This is a genomic window from Pseudoxanthomonas sp. 134C1 (assembly GCF_057773065.1).
On sequence record NZ_JBYMTH010000004.1, the window covers coordinates 120,485 to 143,115 of the forward strand.

The window sequence follows — 22,631 nt, forward strand, 5'->3', positions numbered from 1 at the left end:
GGAACGGGAAGATGCGAATGATGAAGACATGGCTGGCCGCGCTGCTGCTGTCTGTGCCGACGCTGGCGTCTGCGCAGATGAATACGTTGCCCGCGCAACCACATCTGCTGGTGAAGGGACAAGGCGAGCGCACCGTGACGCCGGACCGTTTTACCGTGACCCTGGATCTGCAGGTCACCGATCCGGATGCCGACATCGCACGCAGGAAAGTGCAGGAGCACGCCTCCCGGGTCATCGCGGCCTTCAAGCGCAACCGGATCGTGCGCGACTCCCTGTATGCCTCCTCCCTGGGCGTTTCGCCGGACTACGATTGGCGCGAGAACAAGCGCGAATTCAAGGGAACCCAGGTACGCCGGAAGATCCGCGGAACCTTCCCGCGTCTGGAAGACGCGCAGGCGTTCCTGGCCCAGGTCAAGGCCGGCCCGGAACTCCAGATCGCCAGCCTCGAACCCGGCTATGCCGGCGAAGCGGCCTTGCGCGGCCAGCTCAAGCGCGAGGCCGGCGAGCAGACCCGGCGTACGGCCACGCAGCTGGCCGGCGCCTACGGCACCCGGGTCACCGGGCTGTACAGCATCTCCGATGTGGCGCCTGATTTTGCCTATGGCGTGCAGGCGGGCACCTGGCCCAGCGGGCCTGTCGAAGTGGCGGAGGCCCGGCCCACGGATCACTACGCGCCTGCGCCCGCGCCTGTGGCCGACGGTGGGGCGACGGTCGACAGCCTCGAAACCGGCACCCTCACCTTCACCGAAAACGTGTACGCGATCTTCCTGATCGCCCCCTGACCACCTCATTCCTCTTTCCATCGAAAGAGGGGAGTCCCCCATGCTCCTGATGATCGACAACTACGACAGCTTCACCTACAACCTCGTGCAGTACCTGCAGTCGCTGGGCGCCGAAGTGAAGGTGGTGCGCAACGATGCGCTGACGGTGGAGGAGATCGCCCGCCTGCAGCCGGAGCGCATCGTCATTTCGCCCGGGCCGTGCACGCCCAACGAGGCCGGTGTTTCGCTGGAGGTGATCGAACGGCTCGGACAGGCTACGCCCATCCTCGGCGTCTGCCTGGGCCACCAGAGCATCGGCCAGGCCTATGGCGGCAAGGTGATCCGCGCCGGCCAGATCATGCATGGCAAGACCTCGCGCATCCGCCACGAAGGCCAGGGCGTGTTCGCCGGCCTGCCGGACGCCTACGAGGCGACGCGCTACCATTCGCTGGTGGTCGAACGCGGTTCGCTGCCGGATGCGCTGGAGATCACGGCCTGGACCGAGAACGAGGATGGCTCCTTCGAAGAGATCATGGGATTGCGGCACCGGGAGTTCCCGGTGGAAGGCGTGCAGTTCCACCCCGAATCGATCCTGACCGAACATGGTCACGCGCTGCTGAAGAACTTCCTTGAACGATAGAGCCACCGGCCGGCCGCTCCACGCCGCCGCCAAGCCACGCGGGAATCCCACCATGCCCCTCACCCCCCAGGAAGCGCTGCAGCGGACCATCGAGCATCGCGAGATCTTCCACGACGAGATGGTCGACCTGATGCGCCAGATCATGCGCGGCGACGTCTCGCCGACGATGACCGCGGCGATCCTCACCGGCCTGCGGGTCAAGAAGGAAACCGTCGGCGAGATTGCCGGCGCCGCCACCGTGATGCGCGAGTTCTCCCGCCCGGTGCCGATCGCCGACACCCGTCACCTGGTCGACATCGTCGGCACCGGTGGCGATGGCTCGCACACCTTCAACATCTCCACCTGCTCGATGTTCGTGGCGGCCGCGGCCGGCGCCAAGGTCGCCAAGCACGGCAATCGCAGCGTGTCCTCCAAGTCCGGCAGCGCCGATGTGCTGGAAGCGCTGGGCGCCGCCATCGAACTGCAGCCGGAACAGGTGGCGAGCTCCATCGAGCAGACCGGTATCGGCTTCATGTTCGCGCCCGTGCATCATCCGGCCATGAAAGTGGTCGCCCCGGTGCGGCGGGAAATGGGCGTACGCACCATCTTCAACATCCTCGGCCCGCTGACCAATCCGGCCGGCGCGCCCAACATCCTGATGGGCGTGTTCCATCCCGATCTGGTCGGCATCCAGGCGCGGGTGATGCACGAACTGGGCGCCGAGCGCGCGCTGGTGGTGTGGGGCCGGGACGGCATGGACGAACTCTCGCTGGGCGCGGCCACCCTGGTCGGCGAACTGCGCGATGGCGTGGTGCGCGAGTACGAAGTGCATCCGGAGGATTTCGGCATCGCGATGTCGGCCAGCCGCAACCTGCGCGTGGCCGACGCGGCGGAGTCGAAGGCGATCCTGCTGGGCGTGCTGGACAACAAGCCCGGTCCGGCGCGGGACATCGTCGCGCTCAATGCGGGTGCCGCCCTGTACGTGGCCGGCATGGCCGAGAGCATCGAGGACGGCATCGCCCAGGCTCGCCAGGCCATCACCGACGGGCGGGCCGCCGCGCGGCTGCAGGCCTTCATCGAGACCACCCGGCGCCTGGCCGGGGGAGGGAACTGGACATGACCGGCAACGGGTTCGCGCAGCTTCCCAAGCCGCCTTACTACGCGGTGATTTTCTCCTCGCAGCGCAACGATCAGGATGACCCCGGCTACGGCGCGATGGCGCAGCGGATGGTCGAGCTGGCCGCGCAGCAACCAGGCTTCCTGGGCGTGGAGTCCACCCGGGGCGACGACGGCTTCGGCATCACCGTGGCCTACTGGGACAGCGAGGACGCCATCCGCGCCTGGCGCCAGCACGCCGAGCACACCGCCGCGCGGGAGCGGGGTCGGCGCGACTGGTACGATCACTTCGAACTGCGCGTGGCCCGGGTGGAACGCGCCTACGGTTGGGATCGTGGCTAGACCCGGCGCCGCGCCACCGCAGACTGGACATTGATCGGAACCCCATGAGCGACATCCTCAACACCATCCTCGCCCGCAAGGCGGTGGAAATCGCCGAGCGCAGCGCCCGCGTGCCGCTGGCCGAACTGGCGGCGCGCGCCGCCGACGCCCCGGACACGCGCGGCTTCGCCGACGCGCTCAACGCGATGATCGCGCAGGGAGAGCCGGCGGTGATCGCGGAGGTCAAGAAAGCCAGTCCGTCCAAGGGCGTGATCCGGCCCGATTTCCGGCCTGCCGACATCGCGGTCAGCTACGAGTTCGGTGGTGCGGCCTGCCTGTCGGTGCTGACCGACGTGGACTTCTTCCAGGGCGCCGACGACTTCCTGCGCCAGGCGCGCGAGGCCTGCACGCTGCCGGTCCTGCGCAAGGACTTCACCATCGATCCCTATCAGGTGTACGAGGCGCGCGTGCTGGGCGCCGACTGCATCCTGCTGATCGTCGCCGCGCTGGACGACCACCAACTGGTCGAACTGTCCGGGCTGGCGATGCAGCTGGATCTCGACGTGCTGGTGGAAGTGCATGACATCGACGAACTGGAGCGCGCCCTGCAGGTACCGGTGCCGCTGATAGGCATCAACAACCGCAACCTGCGCACCTTCGAGGTATCGCTGGACACCACGCTGGCGATGAAGGACGCGGTGCCGCGCGATCGCCTGCTGGTGACCGAGAGTGGCATCCTGGTACCGGACGACGTGGCCCGCATGCGGGCGGCCGGCGTGAATGCCTTTCTGGTCGGCGAAACCTTCATGCGCGCCGACGAACCGGGCGAGGCATTGCGTCAGCTATTCTTCGCGTCATGAGCGATCTTCCCTACCCGAAGCCGCGTCCCGAGGCGCCGCTGGTGGTGTTCGACTTCGACCATACGCTGTATGCCGGGGACTCCGGCGGCCATCTGGTGACCTGGCTGCTCCGGCGCAACCCGTTGCGTGCGACCGTGGCGATTCTCGCCTCGGTGGTGCTGGGGCCAATGGTCGCGTTCCTGCCGACCCGCCGCTACGGCATTTCCGGCTACATCTGGATCGGCACCTTCGGCCTGCATGGCCGCCGCAGCTTCGACTCGCTGATCGATCGCTATGTCGCCACCCATCGCGAGGAAGTGCGGCAGCGGCTGCTGCCGGTCGCGCTGGAGGTGTTCCGCCAGCATCGCGCGGCGGGGGACCGGGTGGTGGTGGCCACCGGCGCACCGCCCGAACTGGCTCGCGCGATCCTCAGCTTCGTCGCCCACGAGGATGTTCCGGTGGTCGGCACGGCGGTGGGACCCCGCCTCGGCGCGGTGATCGCCACCCGCCACTGCCACAACGAGGAAAAGATGCGGATGCTGCGCGAACGCGGCTATGGCGATGTCGCCGTGGCCTATTCGGACAGCAGCGCCGATCTGCCGCTGTTGAAGGCCGCGCGCGCGCCGGTGGTGGTGAACCCGAAACCCGCGCGTGTCGAAATGTTCCGGCGCGTGCTGCCGGCCGGCACGCCGATCCTCAACTGGGGCTGCCAGGATCGCGGCGGCGAGCCGGTGGCCTGAGCGGCGGTCCGGCAGCCCCGGTCAGAGCCTTTCCGGCGTCTTCCAGTCCCTGATCAGATCCGCCAGGTCGTGGTGGACGAAGTCCTGGTACTCGCCCGCATCGTAGAAGCGCCCGTAACAGTTCTTGCAGCTTTCGAACCAGATGTGCGGCTGCCGCGGGTCGACCATGCGCAACAGGTTCCAACCGCCGATACAGACCGGGCATTTGATGCGATCGACCTCGTTGCATTTCTCGCCCAGCGCCGGGTCGCCGGTGTCGATCTCGTCCACCCGGTCCTTCAGCAGTTCGTGGGTACGCATGTCGAACCACAGCCCCCGGCAATGCGTGCAGCGGTGCACGTCGGCCTCGGGCAGGTTCAGCCGTTCCATCGCGTGGCGGCACTTGGGGCATTGCATGGCGGGCGGCTCGCGGTGGGGAACGTGCGGATACGTTAGCGGGCACCGCCCCGCTTGCCCAGCGCTCAGAACAGCCAGGCCGCGCCGATGTGGTACAGGCTGATGCACAGGACCAGCACGCCGACCACCGTCAGCACGATGCGCTCGGGGACATGGCGCACCAGGTAGGCCGCCAGCGGCGCGGCCAGCACTCCGCCGATCAGCAGGCCCAGCACGATTTCCAGGTGCTGCAGGCCGATGGTCAGGAAGAAGGTCAGCGAGACGGCGAGGGTGATCACGAACTCGGCCGCGTTGACCGTGCCGATGGTGGTGCGCGCCTTGCCGCCGCCGGCGAGCAGGGTCGAGGTTGCCAGCGGACCCCAGCCACCGCCGCCGGTGGCATCCAGCAGACCGGCGAAAAAACCCAGGACGGGGACCCGTCGGATCTGCTGCTTCGGCATGAAGCGGCCGAAGGAGCGCAGCAGGATCAGCAGCGACAGCACCAGCAGATAGAGATAGATGAAGGGGCGGATTGCCTCGCCGGGCAGGCGGGTGAGCACATAGGCGCCGATCACGCCGCCGACCGCGCCGGACAGGGTCAGACGCCAGAACAGGCGCTTGTCGATGTTGCGGAAATAGGCGTGCGAGGCGCCCGAGACGCCCGTCGTGAAGACCTCGGCCGTATGCACGCTGGCGCTCACCGCCGCCGGCGGCAGGCCCATGCCCAGCAGGATCGACGAGGAGACCAGCCCGAAGGCCATGCCCAGCGCGCCGTCCACCAGCTGTGCGCCCAGGCCGATGAGGATGAACCAGTAGAACTCGCTTCCAAACGCCATCCAGCGCTTCCCGTGGGGCAGGAATGCCCGGTTTGCGGGGTCAGGATAACCGGAGGCGGGGAGGCCGGGTCCAGTCGGACCCGGCGGGAAAACCCATGCGGCCCGTCAGCGGGTGCCGTACAGGACCACGGTCTTGCCGCGCGCGTGCAGCGTGCCGTCGGCCTGCAGCTTCTTCAGCACGCGGCCGGCCATTTCGCGGGAGCAACCCACCAGACGGGCCAGCTCCTGGCGCGACACCCGCAGCTGGGTGCCCTGCGGATGGCTCATCGCCTCCGGCTCGCGGGCCAGGTCATGCAGGGTACGCACGATGCGGTCGGTGACGTCCAGGAACGCCAGCCGGCTGGCTTTCCTGCTGGTATCCAGCAACCGGCGCGACAGCTGCGCGCCGATCGCGTAGAGCAGCTTGGGAGCGTCGGCGGACAGCGAGCCCAGGAAGAGCTGGTGCAGGCGCTCGTAGCTGATCTCGGCCAGCTCGCATTGGGTCCGGGTGCGCAGGATGACTTCCCGTCGGTCGGACTCGATGAACAGCCCCATCTCGCCGACGAACTCGCCGCCGCCGAAATAGCCGAGCACCAATTCGCGGTCGTCATCTTCTTCCGTGATGATGCTCACGGAACCGCTGACCACATAGTAGAGCGTGCCGGCGGGATCCCCCGGGCGGAACACGTCGGCCCGGGCCGGATACCGGCGACGGTGACTGTGGGCGAGGAAACGCTCGATCGTGGCTGCATCCGGCGTCAGCGGGCTGGCGGCGATGCGAGCAGGGGCGGAAAGAGGCAGGCCAGGGCTCATGGTGGTCGGGGCGGTGAATTCAGGAAGCTTAGTCCCAATACGGCCCGGACAGCAAACCCGGGCCATGCAAGCGCCGGGCCAAACCGGCGTCGGCCGGCCGTCGGGGCCGGACATTTCGTTGTCACGCGGTTTGCCCCATAATTCCGCCCCTTCCCCATGACCCCCAGAGAGGGACCGCTGCCGTGGTAAAACCACTGCCTCGCCTCAGGCTGCAAGGTTTCAACAACCTCACCAAGGCGCTGAGCTTCAACATCTATGACGTGTGCTACGCCGTTTCCGAAGACGAGCGCCAGCGCTACATCGAATACATCGATGAAGAGTACAACGCCGATCGCCTCACCCAGATCCTGACGGACGTGGCGGAGATCATCGGTGCCAACATCCTCAACGTGGCCCGCCAGGACTACGACCCGCAGGGTGCGTCGGTGACGATCCTGATCTCCGAAGAACCGGTGATCGACAAGAAGCAGGCAGGCAAGGAGATCATCTCCGACGCGGTGGTGGCGCACATGGACAAGAGCCACATCACCGTGCATACCTATCCGGAGACCCATCCGCAGCACGGCATCGCCACGTTCCGCGCCGACATCGACGTCGCCACCTGCGGCGTGATTTCGCCGCTGAAGGCACTGAACTACCTGATCGAGAGCCTGGAGTCCGACATCGTCATCATGGACTACCGGGTGCGTGGCTTCACCCGCGACGTGAAGGGCAAGAAGCACTACATCGATCACAAGATCAACTCGATCCAGAACTTCCTGGCGAACAACATCAAGTCGCGCTACGAGATGTTCGACGTCAACGTCTACCAGGAAAACATCTTCCACACGAAGATGCACCTGAAGGACTTCGACCTGGATCAGTATCTGTTCGAGGAAAAGGCCAAGAACCTGTCGTTCAAGGAGCGGATGAAGATCGAAGCGCTGCTCAAGCGCGAGATCGAGGAACTGTTCCACGGGCGCAACCTGTCCGAGTGAGCCGCGGCCCGCGCCGGTTACATCCGGTTCGGGCGGCGTCATCCAGACTGGCTGGCAAATCAGGCGGGACGACCCGCCCGCGGCAAACCGCGAATGCAGGACCGACGGCGGTCCGGAGCGAAAGTTCCGGGCCGCTTTTTCGTTGCGCGGTCCGGACACAACCTGGAGGAAGCAATCATGGCGTGGGTATATCTGGTGCTGGCCGGCGTGCTGGAAGTGGTGTGGGCGATGGGCCTGAAGTACTCGGAAGGTTTCAGCCGGCTGTGGCCGAGCGTGATGACGGTGGTGGCGATGGTGGCCAGCTTCTGGTTGCTGGCGACCGCGCTCAAGCAGATACCGCTGGGCACCGGCTATGCGATCTGGGTGGGCATCGGCGCGGTCGGCACGGCCCTGCTGGGCATGCTGGTGCTGAAGGAGCCGGCCACCGTGGCCCGGCTGGTCTGCATCGGCCTGATCGTCGCCGGCATCGCCGGGCTCAAGCTGACCTCGAACGGGTAAGCCGCCCCGGTTTCGCCATCGCGGTTCTCCGGCAGGTGAACCGCGATGTGCCTGGCCCCGGCGAAGGCGGGGCCCATCGTCATGAGTTCGCTCAGGTCCGGGCCTCGCCACTAAAGGCGATAGGCGACCGTCTTCATGAACCGGGAGGCGGCCGCCATCAGTCCGGGAATCGGCTGCGGCAGCACCCGGGCGCCAGCGTGTTCGGCGTGCGCGGCGTGGCGTGCCTCGTCGGCCTTCATCACCCTGAGGATTTCACGGCTGCGCAGGTCCGCCTCCGGCAAGGTTTCCAGGTGCTCGTCCAGATGGGCTTCGACCTGGTGTTCGGTTTCCACCACGAATCCCAGGCTCCAGCCATCGCCGCGCAGGCCCGCCAGCGCCCCCAGGGTGTAGCTGCCCGCGTACCAGAGCGGATTGAACAGGCTTGGCCGGCTGTCCAGTTCCCGCAACCGGTCCGCGCACCAGGCCAGGTGGTCGGTCTCTTCCTGGGCCGCTTCGAGCAGGTGGGCCTTGGTCGCATCGTCACGTGCGACGGCGGCCTGGCCGAAGTACAGACCCTGCGCGCAGACCTCGCCGACATGGTTGATCCGCATCAGCCCGGCGGCATGGCGGCGCTCGCCGGCGTCCAGCTCGACCTCCGGGGTGTCCCCGGCGGGATTGGGCCGATGCGCGGGCGGATTGCCGAATACGGTTTCCAGCGCGCGCTGGGTCTCGATCAGGAACTGGTCCAGCGGGGTATGCAGGCGGAGCGGGGACATGGGATGGAGCGAAGGAGAGGGGGCGGCCGGATTCTCGCCTCTGCGGGTCCACCTGCCAACCCGGAGCCGGCCGGGGCATGCGGGGACGGAACGGGCGGGCTTGCACGCCGCTCCCGGGGCCAGTACAATCCCGCCTCTTTCGTTCCGCCCTTCACAACGCGCGGCAAAATTCCGTCGGCTCCGCCGGCGTAATCCGCCCGACCAATCACCTCAGAGTTACGTCATGAAGACCTTCACCGCAAAGTCCGAGACCGTCCAGCGCGACTGGTATCTCGTCGACGCCACCGGCAAGACGCTTGGCCGTCTGTCCACCGAACTGGCCCGCCGCCTGCGTGGCAAGCACAAGCCCGTTTACACCCCGCACGTCGATACCGGCGATTACCTCGTGGTGATCAACGCCGAGAAGATCGCGGTGACCGGCAACAAGCTGGCCGACAAGAAGTACCACCGCTTCACCGGCTACATCGGCAACCTGAAGACGGAAACCCTGGCGCAGGCGCTGGAACGTCATCCGGAACGCGTGATTGAAACCGCGGTGAAGGGCATGCTGCCGAAGGGCCCGCTGGGTCGCGACATGTATCGCAAGCTCAAGGTCTACGCCGGCCCGAACCATCCGCACGCCGCTCAGCAGCCGCAGGTCCTGGACATCTAATCATGGCTATCACTCAGAACTACGGCACCGGCCGTCGCAAGTCCTCCACCGCCCGCGTGTTCCTGCGCAAGGGCACCGGCAACATCACGGTCAACGGTCGTCCGCTGGACGAGTTCTTCGGCCGTGAGACGGCCCGGATGATCGTGCGCCAGCCGCTCGAGCTGACCAAGAACACCGAGAATTTCGACATCGTCGCCACCGCCACCGGCGGCGGCACCACCGGTCAGGCCGGCGCCATCCGCCTGGGCATCGCGCGCGCGCTGGTGGAATATGACGAAACCCTGAAGACCGAGCTGCGCAAGGCCGGCTTCGTGACCCGCGACGCCCGCGAAGTCGAACGCAAGAAGGTCGGTCTGCACAAAGCACGTCGTGCAACCCAGTTCTCGAAGCGCTAAACTACGCACCACAGGTTTTACAGCCCCGTCGCCAAGCGGTAAGGCACCTGACTCTGACTCAGGCATTCGGTGGTTCGAATCCATCCGGGGCTGCCAACTTGAAGAACCGGCCACGGGCATCGTCCCGATGGCCGGAACCCAGCAAAAGCCCGCCTCGCGCGGGTTTTTGCTTTTGCCGAGGGCCACGAGATGGTCGCGACGTTCCTGCCGCCCTTCACCACTGCCGCGGAGCTGCTGCCGCAGATGCGCCGGCGCGGTTATGCCGTGCTCGAGCCCGCCAGCGTCGGGAATATCTGCGGATTTCCCATATCGGCCCTGGACGCGTTCAGGCCGGACTGGGAGCATCTGGCGGTCGATGCCTATCTGAAGGATGGCGGGCGCTACCGTCGACGCCGGCATTCCTGCTTCATCGCCGATGGTGAAGATCTGCGCATGGCGCCGCATCGCGCCCATTGGCAGTCGATGGATTACAACGCCCTGCATGGCGGCATGCGGCGCTGGTTCGAGCCGATGCGTCCGGAAACCGCCGGCCACCCCTTGTGGCGGCACTTGCTGCTGACGCTCGGTCGCACCTGTTCGGAGCTGAAGGGCGAGCGCGCCTGGTACATCGAGGCCCATCAGTTCCGCATCGACACCACCGATGGCATCGGTCGTCCCACGCCTGAAGGGGCGCATCGGGATGGCGTGGATTTCGTGGCGGTGATGCTGGTGGATCGCGTCGGAATCAAGGGGGGTGAGACCCGGGTCTTCGAAGCCGCGGGGCCGGACGGCCAGCGATTCACCCTGGAGGCGCCCTGGTCGCTGATGTTCCTGGACGACGTCCGGGTCATCCACGAATCCACACCGATCCAGCCGGTCGCCGACGGGGCCGGGCATCGCGATACGCTGGTGCTGACATTCCGCGCGGATGGCTTCCAGGGCGACTGACACCGCGGCGCGCAGGTAGTTACAATTGAAACCATAATCAGCAGAGGTCCGCAGAGCGATGAAACTCGGTTCTTTGAAGGAAGGCGGCCGCGACGGCACGCTGGTGGTGGTATCCCGCGATCTGAGCCGGGCGGTTCGCGCCACCGGCATCGCGACGACCCTGCAGCAGGCGCTCGAAGACTGGTCCAACGTGGCCCCGCGCCTCAATGCCCTGTCCGAATCGCTCAACCAGGGCGACGCCGACGGTGTCTTCGATCTCGATCACAAGGCGCTGGCCGCGCCGCTGCCGCGTGCCTACGAATTCGTCGACGGCAGCGCCTACCTGCCGCATGTCGAACGCGTCCGTCGGGCCCGCAACGCCGAAGTGCCGGAAAGCTTCTACACCGATCCGCTGATGTACCAGGCCACCAGCGCCGGCTTCCATGGCCCGCGTGATCCGGTCCGCGTGGTGAGCGAGGACTACGGCATCGATCTGGAAGCGGAAATCCTGGTGGTCACCGACGATGTGCCGATGGCGGTCACCCCGGAACAGGCGGCTGGCCACATCCAGCTGATCGGCCTGGTCAACGATGTGTCGCTGCGCAACCTGATCCCGCCGGAACTGGCCAAGGGCTTCGGTTTCCTGCAGTCGAAGCCGCGTTCGGCGCTGTCGCCGGTATTCGTCACGCCGGACGAACTCGGTGATGTGTGGCGCGGCAACAAGGTGCATCTCCCGCTGCTGACGCATATCAATGGCGAGTGGTTCGGCGCTCCCGAGGCCGGCGTGGACATGCAGTTCGATTTCGCCCAGCTGGTTGCCCATGCCGCCAAGACGCGCCCGCTTTCGGCGGGAACCCTGGTCGGGTCCGGCACCATCGCCAACGAGGACACTTCCAAGGGGGCTTCCTGCTTCGCCGAGCGGCGCACGGTGGAAACCCTGCGCGACGGCAAGCCGAGCACTCCGTTCATGAAGTTCGGTGACGTCGTTCGCATCGAGATGCTGAATAGTGACGGCGATTCCATTTTTGGTGCGATCGAACAACGGATTGAGCCCCAGTCCTTGCCTTGAGCGGGCCTGCGGGCGCAAATGGACCAGACTGTCGCGTAGGGGGGCTCATGGGCGTTCGGCAACAGGGAAGGCGCAATGATGCGGAACGGAGTTTCCGCCGTGGCTGAGCAACTGAAGCTCTATTCGTACTGGCGCTCCAGTGCGGCCTACCGCGTCCGCATCGGCCTGAACCTCAAGGGCCTTGCCTACGAAACGATCCCTGTGCACCTGGTCCGCGACGGCGGACAACAGCATCACCCGGACTACGTCGCCAGGAATCCCCAGCATCTGGTTCCCACGCTGCTGCACGGTACCCGCGTGATCCGGCAATCATTGGCGGTCCTGGAGTATCTGGACGAAGCCTGGCCTTCCCCGCGGCTGCTGCCGATGACCGCGCGCGATCGCGCACGGGTGCGCGCGCTGGCGCAGATGGTCACCAGTGACATCCACCCGCTCAACAACCTCCGCGTGCTGCAGTACTTCGAAAACACCTGGCACGTGCCGCACGCCGAGCGCGACGACTGGATCAAACACTGGATCGTCGAAGGATTCACCGCGATGGAAACCCTGCTGTCCGGGGATGCCGCGACCGGCGTCTACTGCCACGGACAGACGCCGGGCATGGCGGATTGCTGCCTGGTCCCGCAGATCTTCAATGCGCGCCGTTTCGGCGTGGAGATGGACGCGTTCCCGACCCTGACCCGGATCGAGCAGGCCTGCCTCGCGTTGCCCGCATTCGATCAGGCGCGTCCGGAAAAGCAGCCAGACGCGCAGCCCTGAAGCGGCGGGGCGTTTGATGCCCCCGCCAGCACCGGGACGGAGGTCAGCCGCCGAAACCGTGGGTGATGCGCGGGGAGGAGGCGCCCGAACCCGAAGCCTCGTAATCGGCATAGGGGTCGTGTTCGCCCTGGCTGCCTTCGGACAGGCGGAACTTGAGTGCCAGACCGTCGCGGGAATCGGCCGCGCGAAGCGCTTCCTCCTGCTCGATCTGGCCTTCCTTGACCATCCGGAACAGACATTGATCGAAGGTTTCCATGCCTTCTTCCAGTGACTCCTCCATCGCCTGCTTGATCTCGTGGACCTGGCCGCGACGCAGCAGATCGCGAATCATCGGCGTGTTGATCAAGACTTCGGCCGCCGGCAGGCGACGCCCGTCGGCGCCCTTGACCAGCCGCTGCGACACCACCGCGCGCAGGTTCAGCGCCAGGTTCATCAGCACGTTCTTGTGGGCGCTTTCAGGGAAGAAGTTGAGGATGCGCTCGATGGTCTGGTCGGCGTTGTTGGAGTGCAGGGTCGCCAGGCACAAGTGGCCGGTCTCGGCGAAGGCGATGGCCGCCTCCATCGTGGTCGCGTCCAGTATCTCGCCGATCAGGATCACGTCAGGCGCTTCGCGCATCGCGTTCTTCAGCGCGTTGTGGAAGGCATGGGTGTCCAGGCCGACCTCGCGCTGGTTGACGATCGACTGCTTGTGCCTGTGCAGGTATTCGATGGGATCCTCGATGGTGAGGATGTGCCCGGTGGTGCTGCTGTTGCGGTGATCGATCATCGAGGCCAGGGTGGTGGACTTGCCCGAGCCGGTGGAGCCCACGATCAGCACCAGGCCACGCGGGGTCATGATGATGTCCTTCAGCACCGGCGGCAGGTGCAGGTCCTCGATGGACGGGATCACGCTGCGGATCGCGCGGATCACCATGCCCACCTCGCCGCGCTGCTTGAACACGTTGACGCGGAAGCGGCCGGCGTCCTGCAGGGCGATGGCCATGTTCAGTTCCAGCTCGCGCTCGAACGCCGGCACCTGGCCCTCGTCCATCAGCGAATAGGCGATTTTCTTGACCATGCCGGGCGGCAGGCCGGTATTGCCCAGCGGATAAAGCTTGCCTTCAATCTTGATGTAGACCGGCGCCCCGGTGGTCAGGAACATGTCCGAGGCGTTTTTTTCGGTCATCAGCTTCAGGAAGTAGCCGATGTCCATGTGCGAGCATCCCCATTTTGTGGCGGCCCACCGTTGCAACGGGGGCGCAGGCTTCCGACAATGGCCGCGCGATCCCCTGATACGTCACGGCACCCAGATGATTCGTAGCTTCGCACAAATCCGCTTGCCCCTGTATGTGATGGTGGCCGCACTCACAATAGCGGCCTGCCTTGTTTCACCCGTCATGGCGCAGTCGGCGACCACGCCGGAGCTGGAAACGGCGCGGCAGGCGGTGGAACGCGCCGACCAGGCCGACGCCGATCAGTACGCCCCCGACCGCATGGCGACGGCCCGGCAGTTGCTGGCGCAGGCCCAGATGGCGCAAAGCAGCCGCGACAAGAAACTCGCCCTGGATCTGGCCATCCGGGCCGCGGCCGACGCCGACGTCGCCCGCGCGCTGAGCCTGGAAGCGGTGGCGAACGCCGACCTCCAGCACCGTCGCGCCGAAATCGCCGATCTGCAGCGCAAGCTCGGCATGGAGGGCGGCCAATGAGCCGGACCACGCCATCCCTTCGCATCCTGCCGGCCCTGCTGCTGGGCCTGTCCGCGGCCGCTTCGGTGTTCGCGGCGGACAACCCCGCCATCGCCCAGCTCGGCCAGCGCCTGAGCGCGCTGCAGGCCAATCCGGAATTCATGGAACTGGCGGCATTCGAACGCCTGCAGGCCCAGCAGGCCATCAACGAACTGGCCGAGGCGCGCCGCAGCGTCCGCGAGCGGGCCCAGTACGTGGCCGAACGCCGGGTGGAGATCGCCGAGATCGCGGTCCGTACCCAGGCCGCGCAGCGCGAGCTCGCGCGGCTGGACCGTACCCGCAGCGAACTGCTGGTGGAAGCCAGCCGCCGCGAAGCCGAGCGCGCCCGCCAGGAAGCCGAGCGCCTGCGCATCCAGGCCCAGATCCAGGCTGAGGAGAGCGAGCGCCTGCGCCAGGCGGCCGAGGCCGAAACCCTGGCCCGCCAGGACGCCGAACTGGCTCTGACCAGTGTGGCGGGCCAGCAGAGCGCCAAGCTCAGCGCCGCCCGCCAGAAGGAAGCGCGGTTGGCGCGCGAAGAAGCCGAACTGGTGTCCGGCGCCAAGCTGCCTGCTTCGAAGTTCGAGGCGCGCGGGGAGGTTTTCACCCTGCCGGCCAGCACCTACGCCAGCGGCTCGGCCAGGTTGTCGGCTTCAGGACAGTCCAGCGCCAGCGCGCTGGCCGCGTATCTGCAGGCCAGCCCGAAGGCCAAGGCCCGCATCGAAGGCTTCGGCGACAAGCAGACCAACGGCCAGCGCCGCGCCGAGGCCATGCGCGACGCCCTGATCGCCGCCGGCGTGCCCAAGGCGCGCATCCAGGCGGCAGGCAAGGGCAACGGCACCAGCGCCAAGGCCGTGGACGTGGTGATTACGCAGTAATTAGTCCTTTGAAAACAGTTGGATACACGAAGAACGGGGTGTTTCGGGCGTCCGGCCTGAACGCTCCGTTTGCCGTTCTTGCCTTGTCGGATCAAGGGCTTGTGAAGGGGCTTGTCGGGTACGGGGACGAGGAGTAGGGTCATATACCCAAGCGACCCCCGTCGCTTGGCTCACCGGAGAGTCGAGCCGATGACGTTGTTCAAAGCCCCAGAGGAGAACGCCCCCGACGGCCAGGTCCGTGCGGGTGTTCCCGGTGGAGGCGCCCGCCATCCCGCTTCGACGTTCCGCTCCCAAGCCAACGCCCCGAGCCTGCCCAGGCCGGGGCGTTCGTTTTTCCGCTGAAGGAGGTACTCCCCATGTTCGAAGGTCAACCGCAGACTGAAATCGACGCACTGATCAAGACCGACCCGGAATTCAAGCAGCTGTACCAGCGCCATCGCGAACTGGACAAGAAGGTCACCGATGCCGAGCTGGGCGTGCTGCCCATCGACGACAACCTGTTGGGACAGATGAAGCGCGAGAAGCTCGCGACCAAGGAACGGCTGATCCGCATCTACGACGCGAAGCCGCACTGACCACGACCCGCTCCATCGTCGCGGGCGGCGGCGGCCTCCTCGTCGGCCGTCGCCGCCCGCGTCACTCGATGCGATAATCCGGGCTCCATCACGATCCGTGAGCGCGAGTCCGCAATGGCGATCCAATCTTCCGTTCTCCAGCTGATCGGCAATACGCCGATGATCAAGGCCCAACGCCTCGATACCGGCGTCTGCGAGGTGTTCCTCAAGCTGGAAAGCGCCAATCCCGGCGGATCCATCAAGGATCGCATCGGCCTGTCGATGATCGAGGCCGCCGAGAAGCGCGGCGATCTGAAGCCCGGGGCGACGCTGGTCGAGGGCACCGCAGGCAACACCGGCATCGGCCTGGCGCTGGTCGCCCAGCAGAAGGGCTACAAGCTGATCCTCGTCGTCCCGGACAAGATGAGCCGGGAAAAGATCTTCAATCTCAAGGCGATGGGCGCCGAAGTGGTGCTGACCCGTTCGGATGTGGCCAAGGGACATCCTGAGTACTACCAGGACCTGGCCGCCCGCATCGCCAGCGAGACGCCGGGCGCCTACTTCATCAACCAGTTCGGCAACCCCGACAATCCGGCCGCGCACGAATTCGGCACCGGCCCGGAAATCCTGGCCCAGATGGACGGAAAGCTGGACGCGATCGTGTTCGGCTGCGGCAGCTCCGGCACCATGACCGGCCTGTCGCGCGCGTTCGCCAAGGGTGCCCCGGGGGTCGAAATGGTGCTGGCCGACCCGGTCGGGTCCATCCTGACCCAGTACATCAACGAAGGCACCCTCAGCGAGAAATCCGGCACCTGGCTGGTGGAAGGCATCGGCGAGGACTTCCTGCCACAGATTTCTGATTTCAGCCGGGTGAAGAAGGCCTATTCGATCAGTGATCGGGAGAGTTTCCTGACCGCGCGCGAGCTGCTGGCGAAGGAGGGCATCCTCGGCGGATCCTCCACCGGCACGCTGCTGGCCGCGGCACTGAAGTATTGCCACGAGCAGACCACGCCCAAGCGCGTCGTGGTCCTGGTGCCGGATACCGGCAACAAGTACCTGTCCAAGATGTACAACGACTACTGGATGCTGGACAACGGCTTCATCGAACGTCCCCAGTATGGCGACCTGCGCGACCTGATCCTGCGGCCCTACAGTCAGCGGGACACCGTGGTCGTCAGCCCGACCGACCTGCTGACCACCGCCTACCAGCGGATGAAGCTGTACGACGTGTCCCAGCTGCCGGTCATGGAAGGCGACAAGCTGGTCGGCATCGTCGACGAAAGCGACGTGCTCCTTCACGTCTACGGGGATGAGGCCCGGTTCCGCGACCCGGTATCGACCGCCATGGTCAGCAAGCTGGATCGACTGGACGTCCGCTCCCCCATCGAGGCCCTGCTGCCGGTATTCGACCGCGGCCAGGTCGCCATCATCACCGACGGCGAGGCCTTCCTGGGGCTGATCACCCGGATCGACCTCCTGAACTACCTGAGGCGGCGGGCCCAATAGGCCCAGGCCCACCGAGCGGGCGGAGAAAGGCGTAAAAAGGACATTACGTTAAGCCGCGAATGTTAAAATTCGCGGTCAAATCCAAAGGACTTGTCATGTCGGACCCCAAGCCCCAAGACGAGGCGGGCGAAGCGTCGCTCGCCCTCGCCACCCTGGCCATCCATGGCGGCCAGGCGCCCGACCCGAGCACCGGTGCGGTCATGCCGCCCATCTATGCCACCTCGACCTACGCCCAGGCCAGTCCGGGCGTCCATCAGGGCTTCGAGTATTCGCGCACGCACAACCCCACCCGCTTCGCCTACGAGCGCTGCGTTGCCACGCTGGAAGGCGGCAGTCGCGGATTCGCTTTCGCCTCGGGCATGGCGGCCACTTCCACGGTGCTGGAACTGCTCGACAGTGGTAGCCACGTCATCGCGATGGATGATATCTACGGTGGCAGCTATCGCCTGTTCGAGCGGGTACGCAAGCGCAGCGCCGGTTTGGAATTCAGCTTCGTCGACCTGACCGACCCGGCCGCGTTCGAAGCCGCCATTCGCTCCAATACCCGGATGGTCTGGATCGAAACGCCGACCAACCCGATGCTCAAGATCGTCGACATCCACACGATCGCCGAAGCCGCCCGCAAGCGCGGATTGATCGTGGTGGTGGACAACACCTTCGCCTCGCCGATCCTGCAGCGCCCGCTGGCGCTGGGCGCCGACATCGTCATGCATTCGGCGACCAAGTACCTCAATGGACACTCGGACATGGTCGGCGGCATGGTCGTGGTCGGCGGCAACACCGAACTCGCCGAACAGATGGCATTCCTGCAGAACTCGATCGGCGCGGTGCAGGGACCCTTCGACAGCTTCCTCGCCCTGCGTGGCCTGAAGACACTGCACTTGCGCATGAAAGCACACTGCGAGAACGCGATGGCACTGGCCGAATGGCTGCAAGCACAACCGGCGATCGAGAAAGTCATCTATCCCGGCCTCAAGAATCACCCGCACCACGCCCTGGCCTCGCGCCAGATGCAGGGCTACGGCGGCATCATCTCCATTGTCCTGAAAGGCGGCTTCGAAGCTGCGCGCAATTTGTGCGAGAACAGCGGCCTGTTCACCCTCGCGGAATCGCTGGGTGGCGTTGAGAGCCTTGTCAACCATCCGGCCGTCATGACCCACGCCTCGATTCCCCCGGATCGCCGAGCGGCGCTCGGTATTTCCGATGGGCTGGTACGGTTGAGCGTTGGGATCGAAGCGATCGATGATCTGCGGGACAGTCTGGGGGCCGGGCTTTGAGCTCGCTTGCCAGGGACGCGCTTGGCAGCCTGCGAGAGCCCGAATTCTGGGCCTATTCCACCTGGCTGGACATCGTGACGAAGTATCGGCGTTCGCGATTGGGTCTTGTCTGGCTGCTGATTCCTCCGCTGATCTATGTCTTGGGTGTGGGGTATTACTTCGCCAAGCTGCAGGGGCTTTCGCCTGTCGCATTCATTCCGCATCTGGGTGTGGGATACCTGCTGTTTCGATTCCTGATGACGATCATCACCGAATCGTCCCTTGTCCTGCCCGCGAACTCCAGCTTCATACTGGATGGACACGCGCGATTGACGGACTTTGTCTTCAGGGTCGTGGCCAAGGGCCTGTTCTATCTGTCGGTAGCGGCACCCGTACTCATCATCGCCCTTGCCGTATCCCCGCAGCTGGACCCGTGGGGTCTCGCGATCTCGCTGCCGGCCCTCCTGGTATTGATTGCGAACGCGCTGTGGATGGGCATTGCCATCGCACTGCTGGGCGCGAGATTCCCTGATATTCACGAGTTGATGACCAGCGTTTTCATCTTTGGCTTCATCCTCACGCCGATCCTCTGGAGTGCTAGCGCGGCACCACCGGGTACCGTCCATGGAGTCTTCATGCGCATCAATCCGCTGTATCACCTGATTGAGCTGGTCAGGGCGCCCATGCTGGGCGAATCCCTGGAAACGACGACATTGTTCTACGTGGCGGGCCTCACGGTGGGCGGGGTGTTGATCACCGGATATCTATATCGCCGCTACGCGCGCTTCGTTCCCCTATGGATGTGAAGGCTCCGATGGCTTTTCTCGCTGCCCGCCATGTTTCGCTGGAACTTCCTGTTTTCAGACAGAAGGACAGTTCCCCGGGCTCCTGGCTGTCGATGCTCGTTCGAGCTGCGTTCGAGCGTCCGCAAAGGGAGTTCAGGACCATCCTCGACGACATCAACTTCGAAGCACAGGAAGGTGATCGCATCGGAATCGTGGGCCGCAATGGCGCGGGAAAATCGACGCTTCTGCGCATCCTGGCGGGTGCCTATCAGCCGACGCGAGGTTGGCTGGATATGACCGGAAGCCGGCAGGCATTGCTCAACATCTCGCTGGGGTTCAACAATGAGGCCACACTCAAGGAGAACATTTATCTGCGCGGAACGGCGATGGGGATGCGCACCTCCCAGTTGATGGATCTGGTCGTTCCGGTACTCGAGTTCGCCGAACTTGCAGACAAGGCCAATGACAGACTCAAGACCCTCTCGTCCGGACAGCGGATGCGTCTGGGTTTCGCAATCGCCACCGCGGTCCAGCACGACATCATGGTCATGGACGAGTGGATTGGTGCGGGAGATGCCGCGTTCATCACGAAAGCAAAGGACCGGATGCTGGGGCGGGTGGATGGTGCGAAGGTGGTTGTTCTCGCGAGCCACAATTTCCAGCTCATGAAAGAAGTATGCAACAAGGGATTGCTGCTTGAGCGAGGCAAGATCCAGTACTTTGGCGACATTCGAACCACCTTGCGCGAGTACGAGAAGGTTCTGCACGCCAAGGTGGAAGAGGCATCTGCCTGATTTCCGCATATGCGCTTCCTTCTTGTCGCCTACGACTTTCCGCCGATTCCCTCGCCGCAGTCGCTTAGATGGGCATACCTGGTCAACGAGCTCGCGGCAGCGGGACACGAAGTCCACGTACTCGCTCCTGATATCGAAGGATATGGCACAGGGGGATTGCCCGTTCCGCATGCTGGCGTACATGTGCACCGCGTATGGCCGGGTCCGTTCTCCGCATGGCGTACATGGCGGATACGCCGCCATCGCGTGAACCGGACCCCTGAGATAGCCAGCGTTGATCCGCCCGCGGTGCCAGGAGCAGCGATCCCGCAGCCCGCCGCACTGAACTGGAAAGGCAAGCTGCGGCGTTTTCTAGGGCAGATTTTTCGTACCGGTCCCGTATTGGCTGGTTTGGCCAGACGCTGCGGACTGGAGCTGCCGATCGGCGGGAGCCTGGCGGATTTGCCGCGGGCGATCGCCGGGCTCTGGATGTACCCTGACGTCCGCGCCGAATGGTGGCCGTGGGCGCGATGGAAGTTGTTGCGGTTGCTGGCCAGATTCGAGCCCGATTTCGTCGTGACGTCCCACGAGCCCGCGAATTCACTTCCACTCGGAATGCTCGCTGCACGCCGTGGATATCGATGGGTCGCGGATTTGGGCGACCCGGTGCTTTCGCCATACACGCCTGCGCGATGGAGGAAGCGCGCCGAGGCGCTTGAGAGAACGGTATGCACGCAAGCAGATTTGATTACCGTCACCGCCGCGGGGGCGCGGGACACGCTCGTCCGGAGACATGGCGTGGCCCCGGAGAAGTTCATGATTGCCACGCAAGGACATGCCGGAGATCAAGCCGGCTCGCCTGAAAACAGGGCGGTCATGTTCGACAGGAACAGGCTGGAGTTGTTCTATACGGGAAGTTTCTACAGTTTCCGTACGCCGGATGAGCTTGTCTCCGCGGTGGTGCGCGCAAATGGGGCGCGATTGAGCGTAGCCAGCATCAATCCCCCGGCTGACTTGATCGAAGCTGCGCGCCGGCACCCGGCCTCGATACGTCTTCTGGGTTTCGTTCCGCATGCCACGGCGGTCCGGGCACAGCGCGAGTGCGATTTGCTGGTAAACCTCGCGAATACCGATCCCATACAAGTTCCGGGTAAACTGTTCGAGTATCTGGGAGCATGCCGGCCGATCCTCCATATCGGGGGATCAGGAGAGGACGAATCCGGGAAAATAGTCGTGCAGACGGGCTCCGGCTGGAGCCTTCCGAACAACCGCCAGGCCATTCTGGATTTCCTCGGCGAGTACGACAAAGAAAGGGGCGACGAGTTAATGGCGATGCGGGAGAAAGCGAAAATAGATGAATATTCTTGGAAGTCGGTGGCGCATAGACTGGTCGCCCAGTTGCAGTGCATGCACGCCAGGGCGCCACGAGCTGAAGACCCCCAGCAATACATGCACGGAGCATGAGCATGATCAATAAAGCCGAGAACGACGCGAGAGAAAACAACGGGGAGCTCGGTGTCATCTCCGTCATCGGACTGGGATATATCGGCTTGCCGACGGCCGCCATGTTCGCATCGGCGGGTCATTCGGTAATTGGCATAGATGTTTCTCAACGGGCTGTCGATGCCGTCAACGCGGGATCTCCGCACATCGAGGAAACAGGGCTTTCCGAACTGGTCCACCGCTGCGTGACCAGCGGCAGGCTGCGCGCAACGAATGTCCCCGAGCCTGCGGACAGTTTCATCATCGCCGTGCCCACACCGGTGGACCACGCCAGCCACGTACCGGATACCACGTATGTGGAGGCTGCGGCACGCTCCGTTGGCCCGGTACTGAAGAAGGGCGACCTCATTGTGCTGGAGTCCACTTCGCCTGTGGGAACCACGCGCCGGATCGCGCAGCTTCTCGCCGAGATGCGTCCGGACCTGGTGTTTCCCGGGGATGGGCAAGCTCCTCCGGATGTGCATCTCGCCTACTGTCCGGAACGGATCATTCCCGGTCGGATGCTCGTTGAGCTGGTCGAGAACGACAGGATCATCGGCGGCATGACGGCGGCCTGCACAAAGAAGGCGACCTTGCTCTATTCAAGCTTCGTCAAGGGCGATTGCCTGCCCAGTGACGATCGGACCGCAGAACTCTGCAAGCTGACCGAGAATTCCTTCCGCGACGTCAACATCGCGTTCGCCAACGAACTGTCGATGATCTGCGGGCAGATGGGGCTGGACGTATGGAAAGTCATCCAACTGGCCAATCATCATCCGCGGGTCAATATCCTGAATCCCGGACCAGGGGTGGGAGGACACTGCATTGCGGTCGATCCCTGGTTCATCGTTGCCGGAGCACCGGAGCAGTCGCGCATCATTCGTACTGCGCGCGAAGTGAACGATGCGAAGCCATCCTACGTAATCCAGCAGGTTGTGGATGCCATGAAGGGCCGTTCCACGGGGACAATCGTGTGTCTCGGTTTGACCTACAAGGCGGACGTGGATGATTTCAGGGAGAGCCCGGCACTTACCATTGCACGGGAACTGGCCGATCGCTTCCCGGGCCAGGTGATTGGTGTCGATCCCTACATCGACGCACTCACGCACTCGGGAGAACCGGTGGGCAATCTGGCCTTCGGGAAGGTCGATGATGCTCTGACAGGAGCCGATGTCGCGGTGATGCTGGTACCTCACACGACGTTCCGTGGGCTACGTCCCGGGAAGAACGCGATTACCATCGACCCGGTTGGCTTCTGGCGCACTTGAGCGACAGTGGGAGGGGGAA

27 protein-coding genes and 1 tRNA gene are annotated in these 22,631 nt (G+C 64.9%); 23 read left to right on the forward strand and 5 right to left on the reverse strand.

Annotated elements, in window-relative coordinates; all coding sequences use genetic code 11:
- The first annotated feature begins 11 nt into the window (after nucleotides 1-11).
- Genes AC3DEZ_RS09795 through AC3DEZ_RS09820 form a run of 6 tightly spaced genes read left to right on the forward strand, consistent with a single transcriptional unit; the run spans nucleotide 12 to nucleotide 4,396 of the window.
- The gene (locus tag AC3DEZ_RS09795) at nucleotides 12-782 is read left to right on the forward strand and encodes an SIMPL domain-containing protein (protein ID WP_488388045.1); all 771 of its coding nucleotides are present in this window, start codon (nucleotides 12-14) and stop codon (nucleotides 780-782) included.
- 40 nt (nucleotides 783-822) lie between these two features.
- A complete protein-coding gene (locus tag AC3DEZ_RS09800; RefSeq protein ID WP_488388046.1) occupies nucleotides 823-1,401 on the forward strand; it encodes an anthranilate synthase component II in 579 nt (192 codons plus the stop codon).
- 52 nt (nucleotides 1,402-1,453) lie between these two features.
- Nucleotides 1,454-2,500, forward strand: a complete 1,047-nt coding sequence (gene trpD, locus AC3DEZ_RS09805) for an anthranilate phosphoribosyltransferase (protein WP_488388047.1) — start codon at nucleotides 1,454-1,456, stop codon at nucleotides 2,498-2,500.
- Entirely contained in the window at nucleotides 2,497-2,838 is a 342-nt protein-coding gene (locus AC3DEZ_RS09810) for an antibiotic biosynthesis monooxygenase family protein (protein WP_488388048.1), read from the forward strand. Before trpD ends, AC3DEZ_RS09810 begins: the two co-directional genes overlap by 4 nt.
- Before the next feature lie 44 nt (nucleotides 2,839-2,882).
- Nucleotides 2,883-3,677: an indole-3-glycerol phosphate synthase TrpC gene (trpC, locus tag AC3DEZ_RS09815; RefSeq protein WP_488388049.1), complete on the forward strand. Its 795-nt coding sequence runs from the start codon at nucleotides 2,883-2,885 to the stop codon at nucleotides 3,675-3,677.
- Nucleotides 3,674-4,396 (forward strand): haloacid dehalogenase-like hydrolase, encoded by a 723-nt coding sequence (locus AC3DEZ_RS09820; protein ID WP_488388050.1) that lies wholly within the window; start codon nucleotides 3,674-3,676, stop codon nucleotides 4,394-4,396. Before trpC ends, AC3DEZ_RS09820 begins: the two co-directional genes overlap by 4 nt.
- A gap of 21 nt (nucleotides 4,397-4,417) precedes the next feature.
- Here AC3DEZ_RS09820 and AC3DEZ_RS09825 read toward each other — a convergent pair whose 3' ends face one another.
- From AC3DEZ_RS09825 to crp, 3 genes are all read right to left on the reverse strand, one after another.
- Nucleotides 4,418-4,792 carry a TFIIB-type zinc ribbon-containing protein gene (locus tag AC3DEZ_RS09825; RefSeq protein WP_488388051.1) on the reverse strand — a complete coding sequence of 125 codons (375 nt, stop codon included), beginning with the start codon at nucleotides 4,790-4,792 and terminating at the stop codon, nucleotides 4,418-4,420.
- A gap of 65 nt (nucleotides 4,793-4,857) precedes the next feature.
- Nucleotides 4,858-5,607, reverse strand: coding sequence for a sulfite exporter TauE/SafE family protein (locus AC3DEZ_RS09830; protein WP_488388052.1), 750 nt, complete (start codon nucleotides 5,605-5,607; stop codon nucleotides 4,858-4,860).
- A gap of 105 nt (nucleotides 5,608-5,712) precedes the next feature.
- Complete coding sequence (crp, locus tag AC3DEZ_RS09835; protein ID WP_447103380.1) at nucleotides 5,713-6,399, reverse strand: cAMP-activated global transcriptional regulator CRP; 687 nt, start codon at nucleotides 6,397-6,399, stop codon at nucleotides 5,713-5,715.
- A gap of 182 nt (nucleotides 6,400-6,581) precedes the next feature.
- Here crp and speD point away from each other — a divergent pair, with 182 nt between their 5' ends.
- Together speD and sugE are read left to right on the forward strand one after the other, a co-directional pair.
- Nucleotides 6,582-7,376, forward strand: coding sequence for an adenosylmethionine decarboxylase (gene speD / locus AC3DEZ_RS09840; protein ID WP_141455567.1), 795 nt, complete (start codon nucleotides 6,582-6,584; stop codon nucleotides 7,374-7,376).
- Between the two features lie 177 nt (nucleotides 7,377-7,553).
- On the forward strand, nucleotides 7,554-7,874 hold the full coding sequence (gene sugE / locus AC3DEZ_RS09845) for a quaternary ammonium compound efflux SMR transporter SugE (protein WP_488388053.1): 321 nt from the start codon (nucleotides 7,554-7,556) through the stop codon (nucleotides 7,872-7,874).
- A gap of 110 nt (nucleotides 7,875-7,984) precedes the next feature.
- Here the strand turns inward: sugE and coq7 are convergent, their stop codons facing one another.
- Nucleotides 7,985-8,629, reverse strand: a complete 645-nt coding sequence (gene coq7, locus AC3DEZ_RS09850; RefSeq protein ID WP_488388054.1) for a 2-polyprenyl-3-methyl-6-methoxy-1,4-benzoquinone monooxygenase — start codon at nucleotides 8,627-8,629, stop codon at nucleotides 7,985-7,987.
- A gap of 223 nt (nucleotides 8,630-8,852) precedes the next feature.
- On the opposite strand from coq7, the gene rplM reads away from it, so the two are divergent.
- From rplM to maiA, 6 genes are all read left to right on the forward strand, one after another.
- Nucleotides 8,853-9,281 carry a 50S ribosomal protein L13 gene (gene rplM / locus AC3DEZ_RS09855; protein WP_141455570.1) on the forward strand — a complete coding sequence of 143 codons (429 nt, stop codon included), beginning with the start codon at nucleotides 8,853-8,855 and terminating at the stop codon, nucleotides 9,279-9,281.
- A gap of 2 nt (nucleotides 9,282-9,283) precedes the next feature.
- Entirely contained in the window at nucleotides 9,284-9,676 is a 393-nt protein-coding gene (gene rpsI / locus AC3DEZ_RS09860) for a 30S ribosomal protein S9 (RefSeq protein WP_447103377.1), read from the forward strand.
- A 21-nt stretch (nucleotides 9,677-9,697) separates the two neighbouring features.
- Nucleotides 9,698-9,772 (forward strand) — tRNA-Gln (locus AC3DEZ_RS09865).
- Nucleotides 9,773-9,865: 93 nt separating this feature from the next.
- On the forward strand, nucleotides 9,866-10,603 hold the full coding sequence (locus AC3DEZ_RS09870) for a 2OG-Fe dioxygenase family protein (RefSeq protein WP_488388055.1): 738 nt from the start codon (nucleotides 9,866-9,868) through the stop codon (nucleotides 10,601-10,603).
- Nucleotides 10,604-10,661: 58 nt separating this feature from the next.
- Nucleotides 10,662-11,651, forward strand: a complete 990-nt coding sequence (locus AC3DEZ_RS09875; RefSeq protein WP_488388056.1) for a fumarylacetoacetate hydrolase family protein — start codon at nucleotides 10,662-10,664, stop codon at nucleotides 11,649-11,651.
- Between the two features lie 99 nt (nucleotides 11,652-11,750).
- Nucleotides 11,751-12,410, forward strand: coding sequence for a maleylacetoacetate isomerase (maiA, locus tag AC3DEZ_RS09880; RefSeq protein WP_447103374.1), 660 nt, complete (start codon nucleotides 11,751-11,753; stop codon nucleotides 12,408-12,410).
- A 43-nt stretch (nucleotides 12,411-12,453) separates the two neighbouring features.
- On the opposite strand, the gene AC3DEZ_RS09885 is transcribed toward maiA, so the two are convergent.
- A complete protein-coding gene (locus tag AC3DEZ_RS09885) occupies nucleotides 12,454-13,602 on the reverse strand; it encodes a PilT/PilU family type 4a pilus ATPase (protein WP_488388057.1) in 1,149 nt (382 codons plus the stop codon).
- A gap of 97 nt (nucleotides 13,603-13,699) precedes the next feature.
- Between AC3DEZ_RS09885 and AC3DEZ_RS09890 the strand changes: the two genes are divergently transcribed.
- From AC3DEZ_RS09890 to wecC, 9 genes are all read left to right on the forward strand, one after another.
- On the forward strand, nucleotides 13,700-14,095 hold the full coding sequence (locus tag AC3DEZ_RS09890; protein ID WP_488388293.1) for a DUF4398 domain-containing protein: 396 nt from the start codon (nucleotides 13,700-13,702) through the stop codon (nucleotides 14,093-14,095).
- Nucleotides 14,092-14,988 (forward strand): OmpA family protein, encoded by an 897-nt coding sequence (locus AC3DEZ_RS09895; RefSeq protein ID WP_488388058.1) that lies wholly within the window; start codon nucleotides 14,092-14,094, stop codon nucleotides 14,986-14,988. Before AC3DEZ_RS09890 ends, AC3DEZ_RS09895 begins: the two co-directional genes overlap by 4 nt.
- A gap of 356 nt (nucleotides 14,989-15,344) precedes the next feature.
- Nucleotides 15,345-15,563: an HP1242/YdcH family protein gene (locus AC3DEZ_RS09900; protein WP_141455578.1), complete on the forward strand. Its 219-nt coding sequence runs from the start codon at nucleotides 15,345-15,347 to the stop codon at nucleotides 15,561-15,563.
- Nucleotides 15,564-15,677: 114 nt separating this feature from the next.
- A complete protein-coding gene (locus AC3DEZ_RS09905; protein WP_488388059.1) occupies nucleotides 15,678-17,048 on the forward strand; it encodes a pyridoxal-phosphate dependent enzyme in 1,371 nt (456 codons plus the stop codon).
- 95 nt (nucleotides 17,049-17,143) lie between these two features.
- Nucleotides 17,144-18,325 carry a cystathionine gamma-synthase gene (locus AC3DEZ_RS09910; RefSeq protein ID WP_488388060.1) on the forward strand — a complete coding sequence of 394 codons (1,182 nt, stop codon included), beginning with the start codon at nucleotides 17,144-17,146 and terminating at the stop codon, nucleotides 18,323-18,325.
- Entirely contained in the window at nucleotides 18,322-19,110 is a 789-nt protein-coding gene (locus tag AC3DEZ_RS09915) for an ABC transporter permease (RefSeq protein ID WP_447103369.1), read from the forward strand. Before AC3DEZ_RS09910 ends, AC3DEZ_RS09915 begins: the two co-directional genes overlap by 4 nt.
- A gap of 8 nt (nucleotides 19,111-19,118) precedes the next feature.
- On the forward strand, nucleotides 19,119-19,883 hold the full coding sequence (locus AC3DEZ_RS09920) for an ABC transporter ATP-binding protein (RefSeq protein WP_447103368.1): 765 nt from the start codon (nucleotides 19,119-19,121) through the stop codon (nucleotides 19,881-19,883).
- Nucleotides 19,884-20,129: 246 nt separating this feature from the next.
- Nucleotides 20,130-21,326, forward strand: a complete 1,197-nt coding sequence (locus AC3DEZ_RS09925; protein ID WP_488388061.1) for a glycosyltransferase — start codon at nucleotides 20,130-20,132, stop codon at nucleotides 21,324-21,326.
- A gap of 2 nt (nucleotides 21,327-21,328) precedes the next feature.
- Nucleotides 21,329-22,612 (forward strand): UDP-N-acetyl-D-mannosamine dehydrogenase, encoded by a 1,284-nt coding sequence (wecC, locus tag AC3DEZ_RS09930; RefSeq protein ID WP_488388062.1) that lies wholly within the window; start codon nucleotides 21,329-21,331, stop codon nucleotides 22,610-22,612.
- The last annotated feature ends 19 nt before the right edge of the window (nucleotides 22,613-22,631 follow it).

Coding starts and splice junctions, on each gene's coding strand:
- AC3DEZ_RS09890 (WP_488388293.1), top strand. CDS start 13,700: ATGATTCGTAGCTTCGCACAAATCCGCTTGCCCCTGTATGTGATGGTG.
- AC3DEZ_RS09795 (WP_488388045.1), top strand. CDS start 12: ATGCGAATGATGAAGACATGGCTGGCCGCGCTGCTGCTGTCTGTGCCG.
- AC3DEZ_RS09810 (WP_488388048.1), top strand. CDS start 2,497: ATGACCGGCAACGGGTTCGCGCAGCTTCCCAAGCCGCCTTACTACGCG.
- coq7 (WP_488388054.1), bottom strand. CDS start 8,629: ATGTCCCCGCTCCGCCTGCATACCCCGCTGGACCAGTTCCTGATCGAG.
- trpC (WP_488388049.1), top strand. CDS start 2,883: ATGAGCGACATCCTCAACACCATCCTCGCCCGCAAGGCGGTGGAAATC.
- AC3DEZ_RS09820 (WP_488388050.1), top strand. CDS start 3,674: ATGAGCGATCTTCCCTACCCGAAGCCGCGTCCCGAGGCGCCGCTGGTG.
- rpsI (WP_447103377.1), top strand. CDS start 9,284: ATGGCTATCACTCAGAACTACGGCACCGGCCGTCGCAAGTCCTCCACC.
- sugE (WP_488388053.1), top strand. CDS start 7,554: ATGGCGTGGGTATATCTGGTGCTGGCCGGCGTGCTGGAAGTGGTGTGG.
- crp (WP_447103380.1), bottom strand. CDS start 6,399: ATGAGCCCTGGCCTGCCTCTTTCCGCCCCTGCTCGCATCGCCGCCAGC.
- AC3DEZ_RS09875 (WP_488388056.1), top strand. CDS start 10,662: ATGAAACTCGGTTCTTTGAAGGAAGGCGGCCGCGACGGCACGCTGGTG.
- AC3DEZ_RS09895 (WP_488388058.1), top strand. CDS start 14,092: ATGAGCCGGACCACGCCATCCCTTCGCATCCTGCCGGCCCTGCTGCTG.
- AC3DEZ_RS09885 (WP_488388057.1), bottom strand. CDS start 13,602: ATGGACATCGGCTACTTCCTGAAGCTGATGACCGAAAAAAACGCCTCG.
- AC3DEZ_RS09870 (WP_488388055.1), top strand. CDS start 9,866: ATGGTCGCGACGTTCCTGCCGCCCTTCACCACTGCCGCGGAGCTGCTG.
- AC3DEZ_RS09910 (WP_488388060.1), top strand. CDS start 17,144: ATGTCGGACCCCAAGCCCCAAGACGAGGCGGGCGAAGCGTCGCTCGCC.
- AC3DEZ_RS09920 (WP_447103368.1), top strand. CDS start 19,119: ATGGCTTTTCTCGCTGCCCGCCATGTTTCGCTGGAACTTCCTGTTTTC.
- AC3DEZ_RS09825 (WP_488388051.1), bottom strand. CDS start 4,792: ATGCAATGCCCCAAGTGCCGCCACGCGATGGAACGGCTGAACCTGCCC.
- AC3DEZ_RS09830 (WP_488388052.1), bottom strand. CDS start 5,607: ATGGCGTTTGGAAGCGAGTTCTACTGGTTCATCCTCATCGGCCTGGGC.
- rplM (WP_141455570.1), top strand. CDS start 8,853: ATGAAGACCTTCACCGCAAAGTCCGAGACCGTCCAGCGCGACTGGTAT.
- AC3DEZ_RS09800 (WP_488388046.1), top strand. CDS start 823: ATGCTCCTGATGATCGACAACTACGACAGCTTCACCTACAACCTCGTG.
- AC3DEZ_RS09900 (WP_141455578.1), top strand. CDS start 15,345: ATGTTCGAAGGTCAACCGCAGACTGAAATCGACGCACTGATCAAGACC.
- AC3DEZ_RS09905 (WP_488388059.1), top strand. CDS start 15,678: ATGGCGATCCAATCTTCCGTTCTCCAGCTGATCGGCAATACGCCGATG.
- trpD (WP_488388047.1), top strand. CDS start 1,454: ATGCCCCTCACCCCCCAGGAAGCGCTGCAGCGGACCATCGAGCATCGC.
- wecC (WP_488388062.1), top strand. CDS start 21,329: ATGATCAATAAAGCCGAGAACGACGCGAGAGAAAACAACGGGGAGCTC.